General features: G+C 71.4%; 16 protein-coding genes. 8 read left to right on the forward strand and 8 right to left on the reverse strand.

Features of this window, described 5'->3' with window-relative positions:
• Window positions 1-68: 68 nt before the first annotated feature.
• From ACFQRD_RS14755 to ACFQRD_RS14770, 4 genes are all read left to right on the forward strand, one after another.
• Window positions 69-1,469, forward strand: coding sequence for a gluconate:H+ symporter (locus ACFQRD_RS14755; protein ID WP_377018077.1), 1,401 nt, complete (start codon window positions 69-71; stop codon window positions 1,467-1,469).
• A 35-nt stretch (window positions 1,470-1,504) separates the two neighbouring features.
• Window positions 1,505-3,220: a dihydroxyacetone kinase family protein gene (locus tag ACFQRD_RS14760; protein ID WP_377018076.1), complete on the forward strand. Its 1,716-nt coding sequence runs from the start codon at window positions 1,505-1,507 to the stop codon at window positions 3,218-3,220.
• Window positions 3,221-3,260: 40 nt separating this feature from the next.
• Window positions 3,261-4,019 carry a triose-phosphate isomerase gene (locus ACFQRD_RS14765; protein ID WP_377018075.1) on the forward strand — a complete coding sequence of 253 codons (759 nt, stop codon included), beginning with the start codon at window positions 3,261-3,263 and terminating at the stop codon, window positions 4,017-4,019.
• 136 nt (window positions 4,020-4,155) lie between these two features.
• Entirely contained in the window at window positions 4,156-4,926 is a 771-nt protein-coding gene (locus ACFQRD_RS14770) for a hypothetical protein (RefSeq protein ID WP_377804665.1), read from the forward strand.
• On the opposite strand, the gene ACFQRD_RS14775 is transcribed toward ACFQRD_RS14770, so the two are convergent.
• Complete coding sequence (locus ACFQRD_RS14775) at window positions 4,913-5,617, reverse strand: GntR family transcriptional regulator (RefSeq protein ID WP_377018072.1); 705 nt, start codon at window positions 5,615-5,617, stop codon at window positions 4,913-4,915. The two genes, ACFQRD_RS14770 and ACFQRD_RS14775, sit on opposite strands and share 14 nt — an antisense overlap.
• Window positions 5,618-5,741: 124 nt before the next feature.
• Between ACFQRD_RS14775 and ACFQRD_RS14780 the strand changes: the two genes are divergently transcribed.
• A complete protein-coding gene (locus tag ACFQRD_RS14780) occupies window positions 5,742-6,275 on the forward strand; it encodes a hypothetical protein (protein WP_377018071.1) in 534 nt (177 codons plus the stop codon).
• A gap of 27 nt (window positions 6,276-6,302) precedes the next feature.
• Here ACFQRD_RS14780 and ACFQRD_RS14785 read toward each other — a convergent pair whose 3' ends face one another.
• Window positions 6,303-7,292, reverse strand: a complete 990-nt coding sequence (locus tag ACFQRD_RS14785) for a Gfo/Idh/MocA family protein (protein WP_377018070.1) — start codon at window positions 7,290-7,292, stop codon at window positions 6,303-6,305.
• Window positions 7,286-8,281, reverse strand: a complete 996-nt coding sequence (locus ACFQRD_RS14790; RefSeq protein ID WP_377018069.1) for a Gfo/Idh/MocA family protein — start codon at window positions 8,279-8,281, stop codon at window positions 7,286-7,288. The genes ACFQRD_RS14785 and ACFQRD_RS14790 overlap by 7 nt, the downstream gene beginning before the upstream one ends.
• Window positions 8,282-8,442: 161 nt before the next feature.
• Between ACFQRD_RS14790 and ACFQRD_RS14795 the strand changes: the two genes are divergently transcribed.
• Complete coding sequence (locus ACFQRD_RS14795; RefSeq protein ID WP_377018068.1) at window positions 8,443-9,990, forward strand: alpha-N-arabinofuranosidase; 1,548 nt, start codon at window positions 8,443-8,445, stop codon at window positions 9,988-9,990.
• Between the two features lie 26 nt (window positions 9,991-10,016).
• Here ACFQRD_RS14795 and ACFQRD_RS14800 read toward each other — a convergent pair whose 3' ends face one another.
• Window positions 10,017-11,261: a nucleoside permease gene (locus tag ACFQRD_RS14800; protein WP_377018067.1), complete on the reverse strand. Its 1,245-nt coding sequence runs from the start codon at window positions 11,259-11,261 to the stop codon at window positions 10,017-10,019.
• A gap of 41 nt (window positions 11,262-11,302) precedes the next feature.
• On the reverse strand, window positions 11,303-12,637 hold the full coding sequence (locus ACFQRD_RS14805; protein WP_377018066.1) for an aminotransferase class I/II-fold pyridoxal phosphate-dependent enzyme: 1,335 nt from the start codon (window positions 12,635-12,637) through the stop codon (window positions 11,303-11,305).
• Window positions 12,638-12,721: 84 nt separating this feature from the next.
• Between ACFQRD_RS14805 and pdxS the strand changes: the two genes are divergently transcribed.
• Both pdxS and pdxT read left to right on the forward strand, forming a co-directional pair.
• Window positions 12,722-13,606: a pyridoxal 5'-phosphate synthase lyase subunit PdxS gene (gene pdxS, locus ACFQRD_RS14810; RefSeq protein ID WP_377018065.1), complete on the forward strand. Its 885-nt coding sequence runs from the start codon at window positions 12,722-12,724 to the stop codon at window positions 13,604-13,606.
• On the forward strand, window positions 13,603-14,211 hold the full coding sequence (gene pdxT, locus ACFQRD_RS14815) for a pyridoxal 5'-phosphate synthase glutaminase subunit PdxT (RefSeq protein WP_377018064.1): 609 nt from the start codon (window positions 13,603-13,605) through the stop codon (window positions 14,209-14,211). Before pdxS ends, pdxT begins: the two co-directional genes overlap by 4 nt.
• Here the strand turns inward: pdxT and ACFQRD_RS14820 are convergent.
• The 3 genes from ACFQRD_RS14820 to ACFQRD_RS14830 all read right to left on the reverse strand — a co-directional run.
• On the reverse strand, window positions 14,195-14,695 hold the full coding sequence (locus tag ACFQRD_RS14820) for a flavodoxin domain-containing protein (protein ID WP_377018063.1): 501 nt from the start codon (window positions 14,693-14,695) through the stop codon (window positions 14,195-14,197). The two genes, pdxT and ACFQRD_RS14820, sit on opposite strands and share 17 nt — an antisense overlap.
• Window positions 14,692-16,080, reverse strand: coding sequence for an APC family permease (locus tag ACFQRD_RS14825; RefSeq protein ID WP_377018062.1), 1,389 nt, complete (start codon window positions 16,078-16,080; stop codon window positions 14,692-14,694). Before ACFQRD_RS14825 ends, ACFQRD_RS14820 begins: the two co-directional genes overlap by 4 nt.
• A gap of 232 nt (window positions 16,081-16,312) precedes the next feature.
• The coding region (locus tag ACFQRD_RS14830) for a Fe-Mn family superoxide dismutase (RefSeq protein WP_377804667.1) at window positions 16,313-16,441 on the reverse strand (129 nt) is incomplete at its 5' end.

Genomic DNA, 16,441 nt, shown 5'->3' on the forward strand with positions numbered 1-16,441 from the left:
CTCCCGAACCCTCCGACCCCGGGGCGACCAGCGACGGTCGCCCCGGGCCCCCTTCGAAAGGCCCAATGATGGATCCTCTCGTCCTCACCCTGATCGCCGTCGGCGCGATCGCCATCCTGCTGTTCACCGTGATCGTGCTGAAGTGGCCGGCCTACGTCTCGCTGCTGTTCGTCTCGATCCTCACCGCGCTGGCCGGCGGCATCGCCGTCCAGGACATCATCCCGCTGGTCATCGAGGGCATGGGCGGGACCCTCGGCAGCGTGGCGCTGCTCGTGGGTCTCGGCGCCATGCTCGGCGGCATCATCGAGCGGACCGGCGGCGCCGAGGTCATCGCCCACCGCGCCGCCGGCGTGCTCGGCGAGAAGCGCCTCGAGCAGGCTCTGCTGATCGCCTCGGGACTGGTTGCGATCCCGATCTTCTTCGACGTCGCCTTCATCATCCTGGTGCCGATCATCTTCGCCTTCGCCAAGGCCGCCGGGCACCGCGGGCCGGTCGCCATCGGCATGCCCGTCGCGGTGTTCATGGTCTTCATCCACAACACCGTTCCGCCCCACCCGGGCGTCGTCGGCTCCACCACCCTGCTGGGCGAGGGCCTGATGGGCCTGGTGACCGTCATGGGCATCGCCCTGGCGATCCCGATGGGCTTCCTCGTCTACTTCGCGGGCAAACAGGTCACGGCTCGTCCTGTCTTCCGCCTCGCCGCCCCGGTCCAGGAGAAGTACGCCCAGGCCGGTGCCGCGAGCTTCGGCTCCCCCGGGCCGGCGGCCGACGGGGACGCCGACGCGGCGGCAGGCCGCCGCCCCTCTGCCGGCCTGGTCATCGCGCTGATCCTGCTGCCGATCCTGCTCATCACCGCGGGCACCGTCGGCTCCGTGGTCTTCGAGGAGGGCTCGCGGGCCGCGAACGTCATCTCCTTCGTCGGCGCCCCCGGGTTCGCCCTGCTGGTCGCCACCATCGCCGCGATGTACCTGCTGGGGATCATGCACGGCTGGGGCCGCCAGCAGGTCAGCGAGCTGATGGACGGCGCCCTCGGTCCGGCCGCGATCGTCATCTTCGTCACCGGTGCCGGCGGGGTCTTCGCCAAGGTCCTCACCGAGACGGGCGTGGGGGATGCGGTCTCCGGGCTGCTGATCGGTGCGGGAGTGCCCATCCTGCTGCTCGCCTTCCTGGTCGCCCTCGCCTTCAAGGTCGCCCAGGGCTCCGGGACCGTGGCGACGCTGTCGGCCGCGGGGATCGTGCAGGGCACCGTGCTGGCCGGGGACTACTCCCCCGTCCAGGTGGCGCTGATCATCCTGGCCATCGGCCTGGGCTCGGTCTCGCTCTCCCACATCAACGACTCCGGCTTCTGGATCGCCACGAAGTTCCTGGGCCTCTCGGTGGCCGACGGACTGCGCACCTGGACCGTCCTCACCTCGATCCTCGGCTTCACCGCCATGGCGATCCTCGGCCTGGTCTGGCTGATCGTCTGAGCCCTGCCCTCCACCCGCAGCGAAGGAACGACCCGATGACCTACCTCCACAACGACCCCGCCGACTTCGCCGACGAGGCCGTCGCCGGTCTCGCCCTCTCCCACCCCGATCACCTGATCCGGGTCCACGGCGGGGTCGTGCGGCCCACCGAGACCCCTGAGGGCCGACCCGCACTGGTGATCGGCGGCGGCTCCGGCCACTACCCGGCCTTTTCCGGCTGGGTGGGCCCCGGCATGGCCCACGGCGCACCGTGCGGCAACGTGTTCGCCTCCCCGTCGGCCTCGCAGGTCCACTCGGTGGCCCGCAACGCCGAGAACGGCGGCGGCGTGCTCCTGGGATACGGCAACTACGCGGGCGATGTGCTGCACTTCGGCGCGGCCGCCGAGAAGCTGCGCGCCGAGGGCATCGACGTACGGATCATCCGGGTCAGCGATGACATCGCCTCCAACTCGCCCCGCAACCATCGCGACCGCCGCGGGATCGCCGGTGACCTGCCCGTGTTCAAGATCGCCGGTGCAGCGATCGAAGCCGGGGCCGACCTGGACGAGGCCGAACGGATCGCCTGGAAGGCCAACGACGCCACCCGCACCTTCGGGGTCGCGTTCGAGGGGTGCACCCTGCCCGGCGCCACCGAGCCGCTGTTCGAGGTGGCCGATGGCCGGATGGGAGTGGGCCTGGGGATCCACGGCGAGCCCGGCGTGCGCGAGGAGCCCCTCGGCTCCGCGGCGGAGGTCGCGAAGCTCCTGGCCGAGGGCGTCCTGGCGGAGGAGCCCGAGCGCGCCGAGGACGGATACACGGGCCGCGCCGCGGTGATCGTCAACGGCCTGGGCACCGTGAAGCACGAGGAGCTGTTCGTCCTCTACTCGCACATCGTCCGGCACCTCGAGGCGGCCGGCATCACCCCGGTGCGCCCCGAGGTGGGCGAGTTCATCACCAGCCTCGACATGGCCGGCGTCTCGCTGACCCTCGTCTTCCTGGACGAGGAGCTCGAGCAGCACTGGCTCGCACCGGTCGACACCCCCGCCTATCGCCGCGGCGCGATGCCCACCGCCGAGCGTCCGCCGCGGACGAGCTTCTGGGAGCCCGGCGCCGACGAGACCCCGCCCTCCACCGAGGACTCCCGCACCGTCGCCGCGAGCATCACCGGCGTCCTGGACCTGTTCGAGGCCGTCTGCGCCCGGGAGGAGACCGAGCTGGGGCGGATCGACGCGATCGCGGGCGACGGCGACCACGGCCAGGGCATGGCGTACGGCTCCCGAGGGGCAGCGGCCGCCGCACGCTCCGCACGCGAGCAGGGCGCCGGGGCCCGTACCCTGCTGGTCCGCGCGGGCGAGGCCTGGGCCGAATCGGCCGGCGGCACCTCGGGCGCGCTATGGGGCGCAGCCCTGACCGCCGCCGGGGGCGTGTTCGCCGACGACTCCGGCGCCTCCTCCGCACTCGTCGTCGAGGCGCTCGATGCCGGGATCGACGCCGTGCTGCGCCTGGGCGGAGCCCAGGTGGGCGACAAGACCATGGCCGACGCGGCCATCCCGTTCCGGTCCGCCCTGGCGGAGGCGTTCTCGGGGGACAATGCCTCCGAGGCGATCCTCACCGCAGCCCAGGCGGCCCAGGCCGCTGCGGAGGGGACCGCCGAGATCACCGCCCGTCGGGGCCGCGCACGCGTGCTGGGGGACAAGTCCCTCGGCACCCCCGACCCGGGTGCCGTCTCGTTCTCCCTGCTTATGTCCGAGCTCGGCCGGCACCTGTCCTGACCGGCCCCGAACCGCCCATCGAACCCCGAGGAGACCCTTCGTGACCCTGTGGATCGGCACCAGCTGGAAGATGACCAAGACCCTCGCCGAGGCCCGCGCCTGGGCCGAAGGATTGCGCGAGCACCTGGCCGGAGGTGCCCCGGCCGGCGTGCAGCCCTTCGTCATCCCCTCGTTCACCGCGACCACCACGGTGCGCGAGATCCTCGGCGAGGACTCCCCCGTGCTGCTGGGCGTGCAGAACGCCCACTGGGAGGACGCCGGCGCCTGGACCGGTGAGGTCTCGGTCCCGCAGGCGAAGGACGCCGGGGCCCAGCTCGTCGAGATCGGTCACTCCGAACGCCGTGAGCACTTCGGCGAGAGCGTCGAGACCACCCGCTGGAAGGTCGCCGCGGCGCTCCGTCACGGCCTCACTCCCCTGCTGTGCATCGGCGAGAGCCTCGAGGTGAAGGATGCCGGGGGCTCCGCGGAGTTCATCCTGGAGCAGGCCGCCGGGGCGCTGGACGGTCTGGATGCCGACGAGCTCTCGCGCGTGGTCATCGCCTATGAGCCGATCTGGGCGATCGGCGAGAAGGGGCGCCCGGCCACGGTCCGGGAGCTCATCGAGCCCTTCGCCGCGCTCGGGGAGGCCTACGGCGGGAACGTCACCGGGCTGCTCTACGGCGGCTCCGTCAACCTCGACAACGCCGCCGATCTGCTCGGCATCGAGCACGTCACCGGCCTGTTCGTCGGCCGCACCGCGTGGGAGCTCGAGGGCTACCTCGAGCTGCTGCGCATCGCGGAGGCGCACGCCGCGGTCTGACTCCGCTCAGGCGCCCGCGATATCGTGGTGGCCCTCAGCTTCATCCCACGAGACTCTGCGGGTGACCATGAGCGACCAGGGCCGATCGGCACGTGCTCAGCCGACCAGAAGGGGCCGCCTCCCCTTCCGACCCCCTATGTCACAGGGCCCGCTCGTGGGAAAGGTCCACCCGCCGCCGTCGACATCGATCACCGTGCCGCGCCGGCGCGGCCGCTGGCTGACCGTCTGGGTGCCCAGTGTCCTCGGTGGCGTCTTCGGGATCAGCAGCTTCCTGGTGCTCGGCGTCAGCTCCCTGATCGGCGGTGCCGGGCTCCTCGCCCCGCTGCTGGCGGGCGCGGGGGTCGGGGTCGTCGTCGGCGGCGGCCTGGGCATCCTGCTTCGGAACCGGGGCCCGGCACCGGTGCGTCTCAGCGCCGGCCGCGCGGAGATGCCCGTCGGCACCCGCCCGGTGCTCGAGCGCATGGTGAGGTCCACGAAGCGGGAGCGTCGCCGCCTCGCCCGGATGCGGCGGAGGCGGCCCGGTCCCCTCGTCAAACCGGTGCTCAAGCGCGCCGAGGCGCTCCTGCAGAGGATCGATGCCCTGGCGGGCTCACCCTCGCTGCAGTCGCGCCGCGCCTCGGACGAGGACGTGATGATGCTGGAGGGGATGGCCTCTCGCTACGTCCCCGACCTCGTGCAGGCGCTGGAGGACACCGCCGGCTTCCTCGCGAGCCCCACGGACGAGGCCAGGCAGCAGGCGGCCGCGAACGTGCGCAGCATCGACGAGCAGCTGGCGGCGCTCGACCGGGAGGTCGATCGCCTCGAGAGCGACGTCATCGATCGCCTCGCCCGGAACCTCGACGTCCACTCCGAGTTCCTGCGGCACCGCCTCCCCGATCAGCGGACCGACCCCCTCACCGGCCGCTGACCTGCGCCGCCGCTTCCGTATCCATCTCGACCGACCGGGTCAGCACTGCGTCGAGATGATCGGCCAGGGCCTTCAGCGCCGCATCGTGGTGATGGCGCCGGACCTTCTCGAGGATCTCGCCGTGCTCCTCGTACGCCTCCCGGGCATCGAGCTGCATGGGCCCGCCCTCCCAGGTCTGACGCATGCGGTGGGTGTGCGTGCGCAGGCTCTCGAACATGTGGGCCAGGTACCGGTTGTTCGCATGCTTGTAGAGGGTCTGGTGGAAGCCCCAGTCGGCCTGGAAGTGCTCGCGCACCAGTTCGTAGTCGACCTCGTCGGCCGCATCGATGCGGGCCATCACCTCGGCGTGGCGGGCCTGCGCCGCCTCGAGATCGGCCACCAGCGCGTCCCAGTCCTCGAAGGCGCGGTCCAGGACCGCCAGCTCGATGGTCTTGCGGGCCTCGAGCAACTCCGTGATCTGCTCCGTATCCAGCATCGGTGCCACCACGTAGCCGCGCAGCGCGACGTACTCGACCAGGCCCGATCGCTCGAGGGAGACCATCGCCTCGCGCACCGGGGTCGGAGAGACGTCGAGGTCACGGGCGAGACCGTCGATGCTGAGCCGGGAACCGGGGGCCCAGCGCGATTCGAGCAGACGCTGCAGCATCAGCTCCTCGACCTCGTCGCGCAGCACCTGTCGTCTGATGGCCATGTCGTCAGTCCCTTCGTGCGCCGAGGGGGAGGCAGGACCAGCACACCCTTGCGCTACGGCGATCCGTTTTCCCATAGGATACCCAGGTCGCGAGGGCGGACGGACCGCGCCGCAGGAAGGTGCCATGACCCAGTCGCCCGAGCACAGCCCCGATGCCACTGGTGACTGGGAGGACGAGCAGATCCGACGGCTCGTGGCCGAGTGGTCCTGGGCGTCCCTGCTGCCCGCGACGTCCCATCCGGTCTGGGTTCATGCGCCGGGCCTGGATCCCGGCGTCGCCCGCGACGCCCTGGGCCGGATCGCACGGGCGAACGCGGAGGTCGACCCGGATTCTCGGCCCGAGATCGGCCTGCTGACGGGACTGCTGAGCGCCCGGCGCCGTCGCGAGCATCGCGATCGGGTCGAGCAGTGGCTGGCGCCGTACACGCGCGCCTGCGAGCGCGACCGGCACCTGGTCAGGCCACTGCACGAGGGGGCGGACCTCGCCGCCGCCTCCGTCGTGCTGCGGCTGGATCCGGCCGCCGAGCGGACCGTCCACGACCTGCTGTGGCGGATGGGCCACCACGACGACGAGGATCAGGCGCGCAGCGACTGGCTGGACCTGGTGGTCGCCTACGAGGAGAAATACCCGCAGGAGACCTTCGACGGGCCCGCCTGAGTCGGATCCAGCCCGGTCCAGTCCTGTCTAGCCCTCCAGCGCCACCGGCTGCCCCGTCCGCACCGATTCCTGGGCAGCGGCGACGACCTTCACGGTCCGCAGCCCCACGTCGCCCGAGGGCTCGACGGCCTCTCCTGCGCGGACGGCGTCGAGGAATGCCGTCAGCAGCAGCGCGTCGGGGTCGCTGCCGTAGGGCAGCCACTGGCCGTGCCCGCCGACATGCTGGGCGAAGGCGTCGACCTGGAGCTGCCCGCCGGTGCCGACGGCCTGCACGCGCAGCCCGCCCCAGGTGGGGGCGTCCGGCGGCTGCGACCAGGAGCAGTCGATGGTCGCGACCAGTCCGCTGGCGTAGGTGAGCGTGACCAGTCCGCCGGTCTCGGCGCCCTCCCCCGCACGATCGGCGTACAGGATCCGGTTGGCGACGGCGTGCACGGTGGCGGGCGGGCCGAAGACGGAGTCGAGGATCTCGGCGATGTGCACGGTGTGGTCGACCATGGCGCCGCCGCCGGCGAGCTCGACGTCGGTGAACCATGCCCGCGAATCGGGCAGCATCCCGTTGTTGGTGCCGGTGATGCCGATGACCTCCCCGAGCGCCCCCTCGCTGATCGCGGTGCGCAGCGACTGGACGGCGGGGGCGAAGTGGACGGGGAAGGCGGTCATCAGCACCACGCCGGCCTCGCGGCAGGCGGCGACCATGGCCTCGGCGTCGGCGACGTTCGTGGCCAGCGGCTTCTCGCACAGCACGTGCACGCCTCGGCGCGCGGCTTCCAGCACCAGGTCCTTGTGGTGCGCGTTGGCGCTGGTGACGACGATGGCGTCGGGCCCCTCGGGCCAGGCCTCCCAGGCCGCGGCGTACGAGTGGACGATGTGCTGGGCGGGCACGTCGCCGTAGTCGTCCGGATCGGCGACCACGAGATCCACCTCGGGCAGTGCCTCGAGCCGGCTCGCGTAGGAGACGGCGTGGGTGTGCGCGCAGCTCATCAGCGCGATCTTCAGCGGGGTGGTGGCGGTCAGCATGTGACGCTCCCTCCGGTGCGCAGGGATTCGAGGGCGGCGGAGGAGACCTCGACGGCGTAGGCGCCGTCGGCCGCGGAGACCCGGGAGGGGCCGCCGTCGCGGATCGCGGCGGCGAACTCGAGGATCTCCTCGACGTAGGGGCTCGGCCCTGCCGCCACATCGGGGAGGTATCCGTCACCGCTCCTCTGGCGCGCAGAGGCGACCTCGTCGAAGATGACCGGGGAATCGCCCGCGGAGTCGTACTGGAGCTTGCTCACGTCCCCGGCCAGGTCGAAGGTGTAGCGGAACTGCGTCCCCGGTGGGCCCCACAGGCCGCGGCAGTGACTGATCGCCCCGGAGGTGTGGGTCAGAATCACGTGGGCGGTGCGCACGGTGTCGGTCTCCGTCGCCGTCGACTGCCGCGCGTAGACGGTGCCCACGGGGCCGGCCATCCAGATGGCCTGGTCGATGTCGTGGATCATCTGGTCCATGACGATCCCCCCGGAGCGGGACTCGTCGCCGAACCAGGGCTGGGTCGGGAAGGATCCGGTGCGCTCGAAGCGCAGCACGGCGAGACGGCCGACGGCGCCGGTGTCGATCGCGGCCTTGGCGGCGGCGTACTGCGGGAAGAACCGCACGACGTGGGCGGGCAGCAGCAGGCGGCCGACACGCTCGGCGTGCTCGAGGACCGAGCGGGCGTCCTCCGGGGTGAGGGTCAGCGGCTTCTCGCAGACCACGTCCTTGCCGGCGTCCAGCGCGCGGTGGACGATCTCGCCGTGGTCCGGGGTGGGCGTGCAGATGTCCACGGCATCGACGGCCGCGAGGATCGACTCCAGGCTCTCGTGGACCCTCGCGCCGAACTCCTCGGCGAAGGCCGGGGCCCCCTGCAGGCTGTAGCAGTGCAGCTCGGCGCCGGCCTCGATCCAGCCGGGGGCGTGGGCGCGGGAGATCCCGCCCGTACCGATGACGCCGACGCGCAGTGGCGCGGCGGGCGGGGACGTGGAGGTCATGGTCAACCTTTCCTGCCGGAGCGGGCGGGCCCGAGGACGGATATATGAAAGCCTATTTCAGAACGTCGGCTCGCGCCATCCCTGAGGAGAAGTGCCCATGGGCTAGCCTCGGGGGCACCGGCTCGCGCCCCTCCCGACCGCCGCGGGCGGAGGACTCCTCGATGACCCTGCACGCCACCGTCCACCTCCATCCTGCCCACGACGTCGGCCCCGTGCGCCGCCGCACCTTCGGCAGCTTCGTCGAACACATGGCGCGGTGCGTCTACACGGGCATCGTCGAGCCCGACCATCCCTCGGCCGACGCCGACGGCCTGCGCACCGACGTCCTCGAGCTCACCCGCGAGCTCGGCGTGAGCTCGGTGCGCTACCCCGGCGGGAACTTCGTCTCCGGCTACCGCTGGGAGGACGGGGTGGGCCCCGTCGAGCAGCGACCGTGGCGCCACGAGCGGGCCTGGCATTCGATGGAGCCCAACACCTTCGGCCTGGACGAGTTCATGACCTGGGCCGCGAAGGCGGGCGTCGAGCCGATGTACGCGGTCAACCTCGGCACCCGCGGGCCGCAGGAGGCCCTCGACGTGCTCGAGTACGCCAACGCCCCCGTCGGCAGCGCCCTGTCCGATCAGCGCGCGGCCCACGGGCACCCGGAGCCGTACGGCATCCGGATGTGGTGCCTGGGCAACGAGATGGACGGCCCGTGGCAGCTCGGGCACAAGCCGGCCGACGTCTACGGGCGGATCGCGGCCGAGACGGCACGGGCGATGCGCCGCGAGGACCCGGACCTCGAGCTCGTGGCCTGCGGCTCCTCCCACTCCTCGATGCCGACGTTCGGTGCGTGGGAGCAGGCGGTGCTGGAGGCGGGCTACGACGCGATCGACATGCTCTCGGCGCACGTCTACTACCGCGAGGAGGACGGCGACCAGGCCTCCTACCTGGCGGCGGCCGAGGACATGGACGCCTACATCGACGCCGTCGTCGCCACCTGCGACCACGTGCGGGCGCTGGGCCGGCACGGCAAGCGCATCATGATCAGCTTCGACGAGTGGAACGTGACCAGCAACGGCCACGGCGACCCGGGCGCCGAACCCAGTGGCGACGACTGGCCCGTGGCGCCGCGGTTCGCGGAATCGACGTACACGGCGCAGGACGCCGTGGTGGTGGGCAACCTGCTGATCAGCCTGCTGCGGCACACCGACCGCGTCGCCTCCGCCTCGCAGGCCCAGCTGGTCAACGTGCTGGGGCCGATCCGCACCGAACCGGGCGGACGCGCCTGGCGCCAGAGCATCTTCCATCCCTTCGCCCTGACCTCCCGGCACGCGCGCGGGCAGGTGCTGCGCACCGCCCTCGACTCCCCGGCCTACGAGAACCGACGCTTCGGGGCGAGCTCCGTGCTCGATGCCGTGTGCACGTGGGACGAGGAGAGCGGCGAACTGGTCGTGTTCGCGGTCAACCGCTCGCTCGAGGAGTCGCTCGAGCTGACGGTGCCGCTGGATGCGTTCCGGGAATCGTTCGAGGTGGCCGAGGCCGTGATCGTGCACGAGGAGGACCCGTACGCGGTGAACACGGCCGATGATCCCGATCGCGTGATCCCGCGGCCCTTCGGCGGGGTGGGGGACGAGGACGGGGCCGTGCCCGCGGACGAGGACCTCTCCGCGCTCCTGCCCCCGATCAGCTGGGTCATGATCCGGATCCGGGCGCGGCGCGGGGCCTGAGCCGGCTTCTCTGCCCTGCCCGGCGCTCAGCCGGCGGCAGCGGGCTCGGCCTCGTCGTCGGCCTCGTCGGCCGTTTCCTCGTCCGTGAAGAACGTGGCGAAGAAGATCGCGACCAGCACCGCGAGGCCTGCCGGGACCAGCCAGATCGCCCGCCAGTCGTGCGTGCCGTCGGCCGCGAGGAAGGCGTCCACGATCACGCCGGAGATGAGCGTGCCGATCAGCAGGCCCACCCCGTAGGTGGCCAGCGAGATCAGCCCCTGGGCGGCGCTGCGCACGCGAGCGGGGGCGAAGCGGTCGGTGTAGATCTGCCCGGCGACGAAGAAGAAGTCGTAGCAGATGCCGTGCAGGACGAGGCCGATGATCACCATCCACAGCAGCGATCCGGCGTCGCCGAAGCCGAACAGCACGTACCGCAGCGCCCAGGCGAGCATGCCGATCAGCAGGGTCCACTTGATGCCGAGACGCTTCAGCATGAACGGCATGGCCAGCAGGAACAGGGCTTCGGAGAACTGGCCCAGGGATTGGTACGCGGCGGCCCGGGGCACCCCGATCTCGTTGAGGTAGAGGTTGGTGAAGGTGTAGTAGAAGCCCAGCGGGATGCAGATCAGCACCGAGGAGACGAAGAAGACCAGATAGGAGCGGGTCCGCAGCAGAGCCAGGGCGTCCAGCCCGAGCACGTCCCGGACGGTCGCCTTGCCCTGGTTCGGCTCCGGCGGGGTGTGCGGCAGCGTGAACGCGTAGAGGCCGAGCACGGCCGAGCCGATCGCCGCCATGTAGAAGGTGTTCTCGAGGCTCCCCGAGCCCTCCCAGCCCATCCAGCCGATGGCCAGGCCCGCGATGATCCAGCCGATCGTGCCGAACACGCGCACGGCGGGGAACTGCTGATCGGGCTTGGTCATGCGTCGGAACGAGATCGAGTTGACCAGGGCGAGGGTCGGCATGAACGACACCATCGCCAGCAGAGCGAAGAGGAAGAAGCCGTTGAAGTCGTCCTGCCGCCCGGCGAGGACGAGCATGACCGCGCTGAACAGGTGCAGCACGCCGAGGATGCGCTGGGCGGCGAAGAACCGGTCCGCGATGAGCCCCACCAGGAACGGGGCGATGATCGCGCCGAGGCTCTGGGTCATGGTCGCCAGGGAGATCTGGCCGCCGGAGGAGCCCAGCTCGGTGCCGAGGTAGGTGCCGAGCGTGACGAACCAGCTCCCCCAGACGAAGAACTCCAGGAACATCATCAGCGACAAGCGGAGACGGATGGCAGGCTCGAGCCTCATGGTCGACAGCACCTTTGTTGTGTGGCCGGGGTCACGGCATGTTAACCCGTCTCGCGCACCGCGGCCGCGATGTCGGCGGCCAGGGAGTCCGCCTCCTGCTCCTCGAGCTCGTGCACGGTGACGCGCAGATGCCGCGAGGGGGCGGCCGCCTGACCCAGGCGGAATTCGTCGCCCGTGCGCACCAGCCATCCCCGTCGCATGAGCCGCTCGGCCACGGCCCGCGCCGGCGCCCCGACGGGGACCCACAGGCTGATCCCGTCGCCGGGCTCGACAGATAGGCCGTGGCCCTTCAGCCGCGCCCGGAAATCGGCATTGCGCTCGGCATAGTGCTGGCCGGCCCGCTCGATCAGCGCACGGGAGCCGTCATCGCGCAGCACGGCGTGGGTGATGCGCTGCAGCAGGTGCGAGACCCACGTCGTGCCGGGGCTGAGCCGCATCGCCAGCCGCTCAGCCGTCTGCGGATCCGTCGCGGTCAGCGCCAGGCACATGTCCGGGCCGACGAACTTCGAGACCGAGCGCACCAGTGCCCAGCGCCGGTGCTCCGGCCCGATGATCGAGCGGAACGGGGACCGCGAGAGCATCGAGTAGTAGTCGTCCTCGATGACCAGCACGTACGGGTGGTCTGCGAGCACCTCGCGCAGCTGGCGGGCACGCGTCTCGCTGAGCGAGGCCCCCGTCGGGTTCTGGGCGCGCGGGGTGCACACCACGGCCCGCACCCCCTGCTCGAGGGCCGCCCGGAGACCGTCGGCCGTCATGCCCTCTGCATCGACCGGGACCGGCACGGCGCGGTAGCCGTTCACGCGCACGGTGTGGATGCTGGCCAGGAAGCATGGATCCTCCAGCGCGACCGCGTCATCGCGCATCAGGGCCTGGGCCAGCAGCCGCTCGACGGCGTCGACCGCGCCGCTGGTCAGCGTGAGGCGGAAGTCCCCACCCTCGGAGGGAACATCGGGCGCCATCCACCGCCGCGCCCACGACTCGAGCTCCGGGTCGATCACCGGTTCGCCGTAGAGCACCGGCCGGCCGCCGGCAGCCTGCAGGGCGGGGACGAGCTCCGGGATGAGTTCCGGGGCCGGGTTGCCGGTGCCGAGGTCGCGCAGGGCTCCGGCGTCGGCGTAGCCCTCCTGCGGGACGGCGCTGCTGCCGGCCACGCGGGTGCCGGCCCGGCCCTGCGCGACCACCGCCCCGGAGCGGGCGAGGCGGCGATAGGCGGCCACGGCCGTGTTGCGGTTGACCCCGAGCTGCTCGGCCAGGGAGCGCACCGGGGGCAGGGCATCGCCGGGGGTGAGTTCGCCGCGGTCGATCAGGGCGCGCACGCTGTCGGCGATCTCGGCGGCGGTGGCGCCGGTGATCGACGTCGATGCAGGTGTGGGCACGATCCGAGTGTACGACCCGCACCCTCTCCCACTTCGGCATACGCCGTGCTAGCTTTTGGCCTAGATCAAACGAAGGAGTGCACCATGACCACAACGGGCACAGGGCGCGTCAAGCGCGGGCTGGCCGAGATGTTCAAGGGCGGCGTCATCATGGACGTCGTCACGGCCGAGCAGGCGAAGATCGCCGACGACGCCGGCGCGGTCGCCGTGATGGCCCTCGAACGCGTCCCCGCGGACATCCGCGCCCAGGGCGGCGTGGCCCGGATGAGCGACCCCGACCTCATCGACCAGATCATCGGGACCGTCTCGATCCCGGTCATGGCCAAGGCCCGCATCGGCCACTTCGTCGAGGCGCAGGTCCTCCAGCAGCTGGGGGTGGACTACGTGGACGAGTCCGAGGTTCTCTCCCCCGCCGACTACGTCAACCACATCGACAAGCACGCCTTCACCGTGCCGTTCGTGTGCGGGGCGACCAAACTGGGCGAGGCGCTGCGCCGCATCACCGAGGGCGCCGCGATGATCCGCTCCAAGGGCGAGGCCGGCACCGGGGACGTCTCCGAGGCCACCAAGCACATCCGCACCATCACCGCGGAGATCAGCGCACTGCGCTCGAAGTCGAAGGACGAGCTGTACGTCGCCGCCAAGGAGCTGCAGGCCCCCTACGACCTGGTGGCCGAGGTCGCCGAGACCGGCACCCTGCCGGTGGTGATGTTCACCGCCGGCGGCGTCGCCACCCCGGCCGACGCCGCGATGATGATGCAGCTCGGGGCCGACGGGGTCTTCGTCGGCTCGGGCATCTTCAAGTCCGGCAACCCCGCCGAGCGGGCCGCCGCCATCGTCAAGGCCACCACCTTCCACGACGACCCCTCCGTGATCGCCGACGTCTCGCGCGGGCTGGGCGATGCAATGGTGGGGCTGAACGTGGCCGATGTGCCCGCCCCGCACCGTCTGGCCGACCGCGGCTGGTGAGCGGGTCGGCTGGATCAGCACCGCGCGTCGGCGTCCTGTCCCTGCAGGGCGACGTCCGCGAGCATGCGCAGGTCCTCACGCAGCTCGGCGCCGAGGTGACCCTGGTGCGCCGGGCCTCGGAGCTCGCCGCGGTCGACGGCCTGGTGCTGCCCGGCGGCGAGTCGACCGTGATCGACAAGCTCTCGCGATCCTTCGGCCTACAGGCGCCGCTGCGCGAGGCGATCGCGGCGGGGCTGCCGGTGCTGGGCACGTGCGCCGGTCTGATCCTGCTGGCTGATCGTCTCGCCGACGGGATAACCGGTCAGGAGACCTTCGGCGGGATCGACGCGACCGTGCGGCGCAACGCCTTCGGTGGCCAGGTGGAGTCCTTCGAGGCGGATCTCGACGTGGCGATCTTCGAGCCGCCGACGGTGCGGGCGGCCTTCATCCGCGCGCCCGTCATCGAGGAGGTCGGCTCATCGGCGACGGCACTGGCAGCCCTGCCCGACGGCCGCGTGGTCGCCGCCGAGCAGGGGAACCTGCTGGCGATGGCCTTCCACCCGGAGTCCACGGGCGAGACCCGCTTCCACCGGAGGTTCCTGGACCGGGTCAGCTCCCGCGTCTGAGCAGCGGGGCGATCTCCCGTGTCCACTCGGCGACCGCCGGCAGGTCGCGGAAATCCCCGGTGGGCGTGCGCATGGACGTCAGCAGCAGCCGCTCGTGGACCGGGAGCCTGTCCATGAGCACCCAGCCCGGGAAGTTCCGCACGGCGACCGGGGAGAAGTCGATCCGGTCCAGGAACGCATCGGTGGCCTTCTGCCGACCGCCCTTGGCGGGGTCCGAGGCGGAGCCGGAGCAGGAGAAGAACGCGAACGGACGCTCCAGCACGCTGGCGCGATGCTTCTGGACCCAGCTCACCGCGGGCTTGTCGATCGACTCGGCCCGCACGGGCGCGCCCAGCACCACCGCGTCGTAGGCTCCCGGGTCCGGGTCACGCGTGACGTCGACCAGGTCCGAGGGGATCTCGCGCTCGGTGAGGGTGGCCGCGACGGTCTCGGCCAGGGTCAGGGTGGCTCCGGAGTGGGTCGCGTAGGCGACCAGCACGCTCATGGCTTCAGTGTGCCAGCGTCCGTCGGGCCCCGCCAGAGGGTGGGCGCGAGGAACCCGGCGACGAACACGAGCGCGAGGATCGCGCCCCAGGTGATCGCGGCGCTGATCCCGCCGACCAGCAGGGGGAAGTTCACCAGGGAGATGGCCAGCACCGCGAGCAGTCCGAGCCCGCCCAGGATCGTCGCCGCGAGCATCGCGGCCGGCACCCCCTCCCCTCGGCGTCCCAGTGCGAAGCGGACCACGGCGATGCTGGTCAGGGCCATCATCAGGATGACTCCGACCGCACCGGCCCCCGAATACCACGTGTAGATCTCGACGACGGGATCGAGCTGCGCGAGCGCCGAGACGACCACGATCGCTGCGGTCACGATGCTCACCCAGAGCGAGGCCCTGGACGGTGCCCGGTGGCGGGCATGTGCCTGGCCGAGGGCCGTGGGCAGCACTCCGCGCCGGCCCAGCGTGAACAGGTATCGGGCGACGATGTTGTGGAATGCGAGCATGCAGGCGAACATGCTGGTGACGACCAGGGCCTGGACGATATGGCCGACGATCGGGGCCACCACGTCGCCGGCCAGTGCCACGATCACGCCGTCGGGATTCGCGGTGGCAGCCTCCACCGCGTGACCGGCGCCGAGCCCGGAGATCACCAGCCAGGCCGACACGGTGTACAGCACCCCGATGAGGATCACGGCGATGTACGTCGCCCGCGGCACGGTGCGCAGCGGATCCTTGGCCTCCTGCCGGAACACCGCAGTGGCCTCGAACCCGAAGAACCCGAGGAAGGCGAAGAGCAGACCCAGCCCCGGTGCGCCGCTCAGCGCTTCCGCCGGCGCGAACGGTGCCGCACTGACTCCCCCGCCGGAGATCAGCACACCGACGTCGATCGCGACCACGGTGAGGATCTCGAGCACCAGGACCACGCCGAGGACCTTGGCCGACAGGTCGATCTGCCGGTACCCCAGCAGCGCCACGACGAGGATCATCACCGCCGAGACCAGCCACCACGGCAGCTCGGCGCCGCTCCAGGCCTCGACCAGATTCCCGGCCTGCACGCCGAGGTAGCACGTCATCGAGACGGTCAGGAGGGCATAGGACAGCAGGGCGAGGGCGGCGGTCCCGAGGCCGGCCCGGTGACCCAGCCCACGGTCGACGTAGGCGTAGAACGCCCCGGCGTCCGGCACGTACGGAGTCATCCACGTGAACCCCGCCGCGAACAGCAGCAGGATGACTGTGGCCGCGAGGATCAGCAGCGGAGCCCCCACCGAGCCGGACTCGAGCAGGATGATCGGGAAGTTCGCGACCACCACCGTCACGGGGGCCGCCGCCGCGACCACCATCAGCACGATGCCCGCTACGCCGAGATTCCTCGTCAGATCCGTGGTCACGTCCGTCCTCTCCTCGCCTGCTCCGGGTGTTCAACCACGGCACGGTACGCGGTCCGGGCAGGCGTCGGTCAGGCGGTCCGCGTCGGCGTGGATGCAGGCACCGACACCCGACCACGGAAGGAGCGGGAGGCGAGGCAGCGAGAGGCACCCGGACACACAGAGCGGCCGGCCCCCGTTGTGGGGACCGGCCGCCGGCGATGGTGTGTCGATCCGTCAGGATCGACACGTGCGATCAGGCTTGGGGGACGACCAGACCGGAGGCATTGGAGCGGGCGTTCTCGAACCGCTTGGCCACATCGGCCCAGTTCACGATGTCCCAGATCGCCTTGACGTAGTCCGCCTTGACGTTCTGGTAGTCGAG

It is taken from the genome of Brachybacterium sp. GCM10030268 (assembly GCF_042666305.1).
Classification (GTDB): domain Bacteria; phylum Actinomycetota; class Actinomycetes; order Actinomycetales; family Dermabacteraceae; genus Brachybacterium.

Bases quoted from the DNA above. Each gene is read 5' to 3' on its own strand.
- ACFQRD_RS14755 (WP_377018077.1), top strand. From the start codon at position 69: ATGGATCCTCTCGTCCTCACCCTGATCGCCGTCGGCGCGATCGCCATC.
- ACFQRD_RS14760 (WP_377018076.1), top strand. From the start codon at position 1,505: ATGACCTACCTCCACAACGACCCCGCCGACTTCGCCGACGAGGCCGTC.
- ACFQRD_RS14770 (WP_377804665.1), top strand. From the start codon at position 4,156: ATGTCACAGGGCCCGCTCGTGGGAAAGGTCCACCCGCCGCCGTCGACA.
- ACFQRD_RS14775 (WP_377018072.1), bottom strand. From the start codon at position 5,617: ATGGCCATCAGACGACAGGTGCTGCGCGACGAGGTCGAGGAGCTGATG.
- ACFQRD_RS14780 (WP_377018071.1), top strand. From the start codon at position 5,742: ATGACCCAGTCGCCCGAGCACAGCCCCGATGCCACTGGTGACTGGGAG.
- ACFQRD_RS14785 (WP_377018070.1), bottom strand. From the start codon at position 7,292: ATGCTGACCGCCACCACCCCGCTGAAGATCGCGCTGATGAGCTGCGCG.
- ACFQRD_RS14790 (WP_377018069.1), bottom strand. From the start codon at position 8,281: ATGACCTCCACGTCCCCGCCCGCCGCGCCACTGCGCGTCGGCGTCATC.
- ACFQRD_RS14795 (WP_377018068.1), top strand. From the start codon at position 8,443: ATGACCCTGCACGCCACCGTCCACCTCCATCCTGCCCACGACGTCGGC.
- ACFQRD_RS14800 (WP_377018067.1), bottom strand. From the start codon at position 11,261: ATGAGGCTCGAGCCTGCCATCCGTCTCCGCTTGTCGCTGATGATGTTC.
- pdxS (WP_377018065.1), top strand. From the start codon at position 12,722: ATGACCACAACGGGCACAGGGCGCGTCAAGCGCGGGCTGGCCGAGATG.
- ACFQRD_RS14820 (WP_377018063.1), bottom strand. From the start codon at position 14,695: ATGAGCGTGCTGGTCGCCTACGCGACCCACTCCGGAGCCACCCTGACC.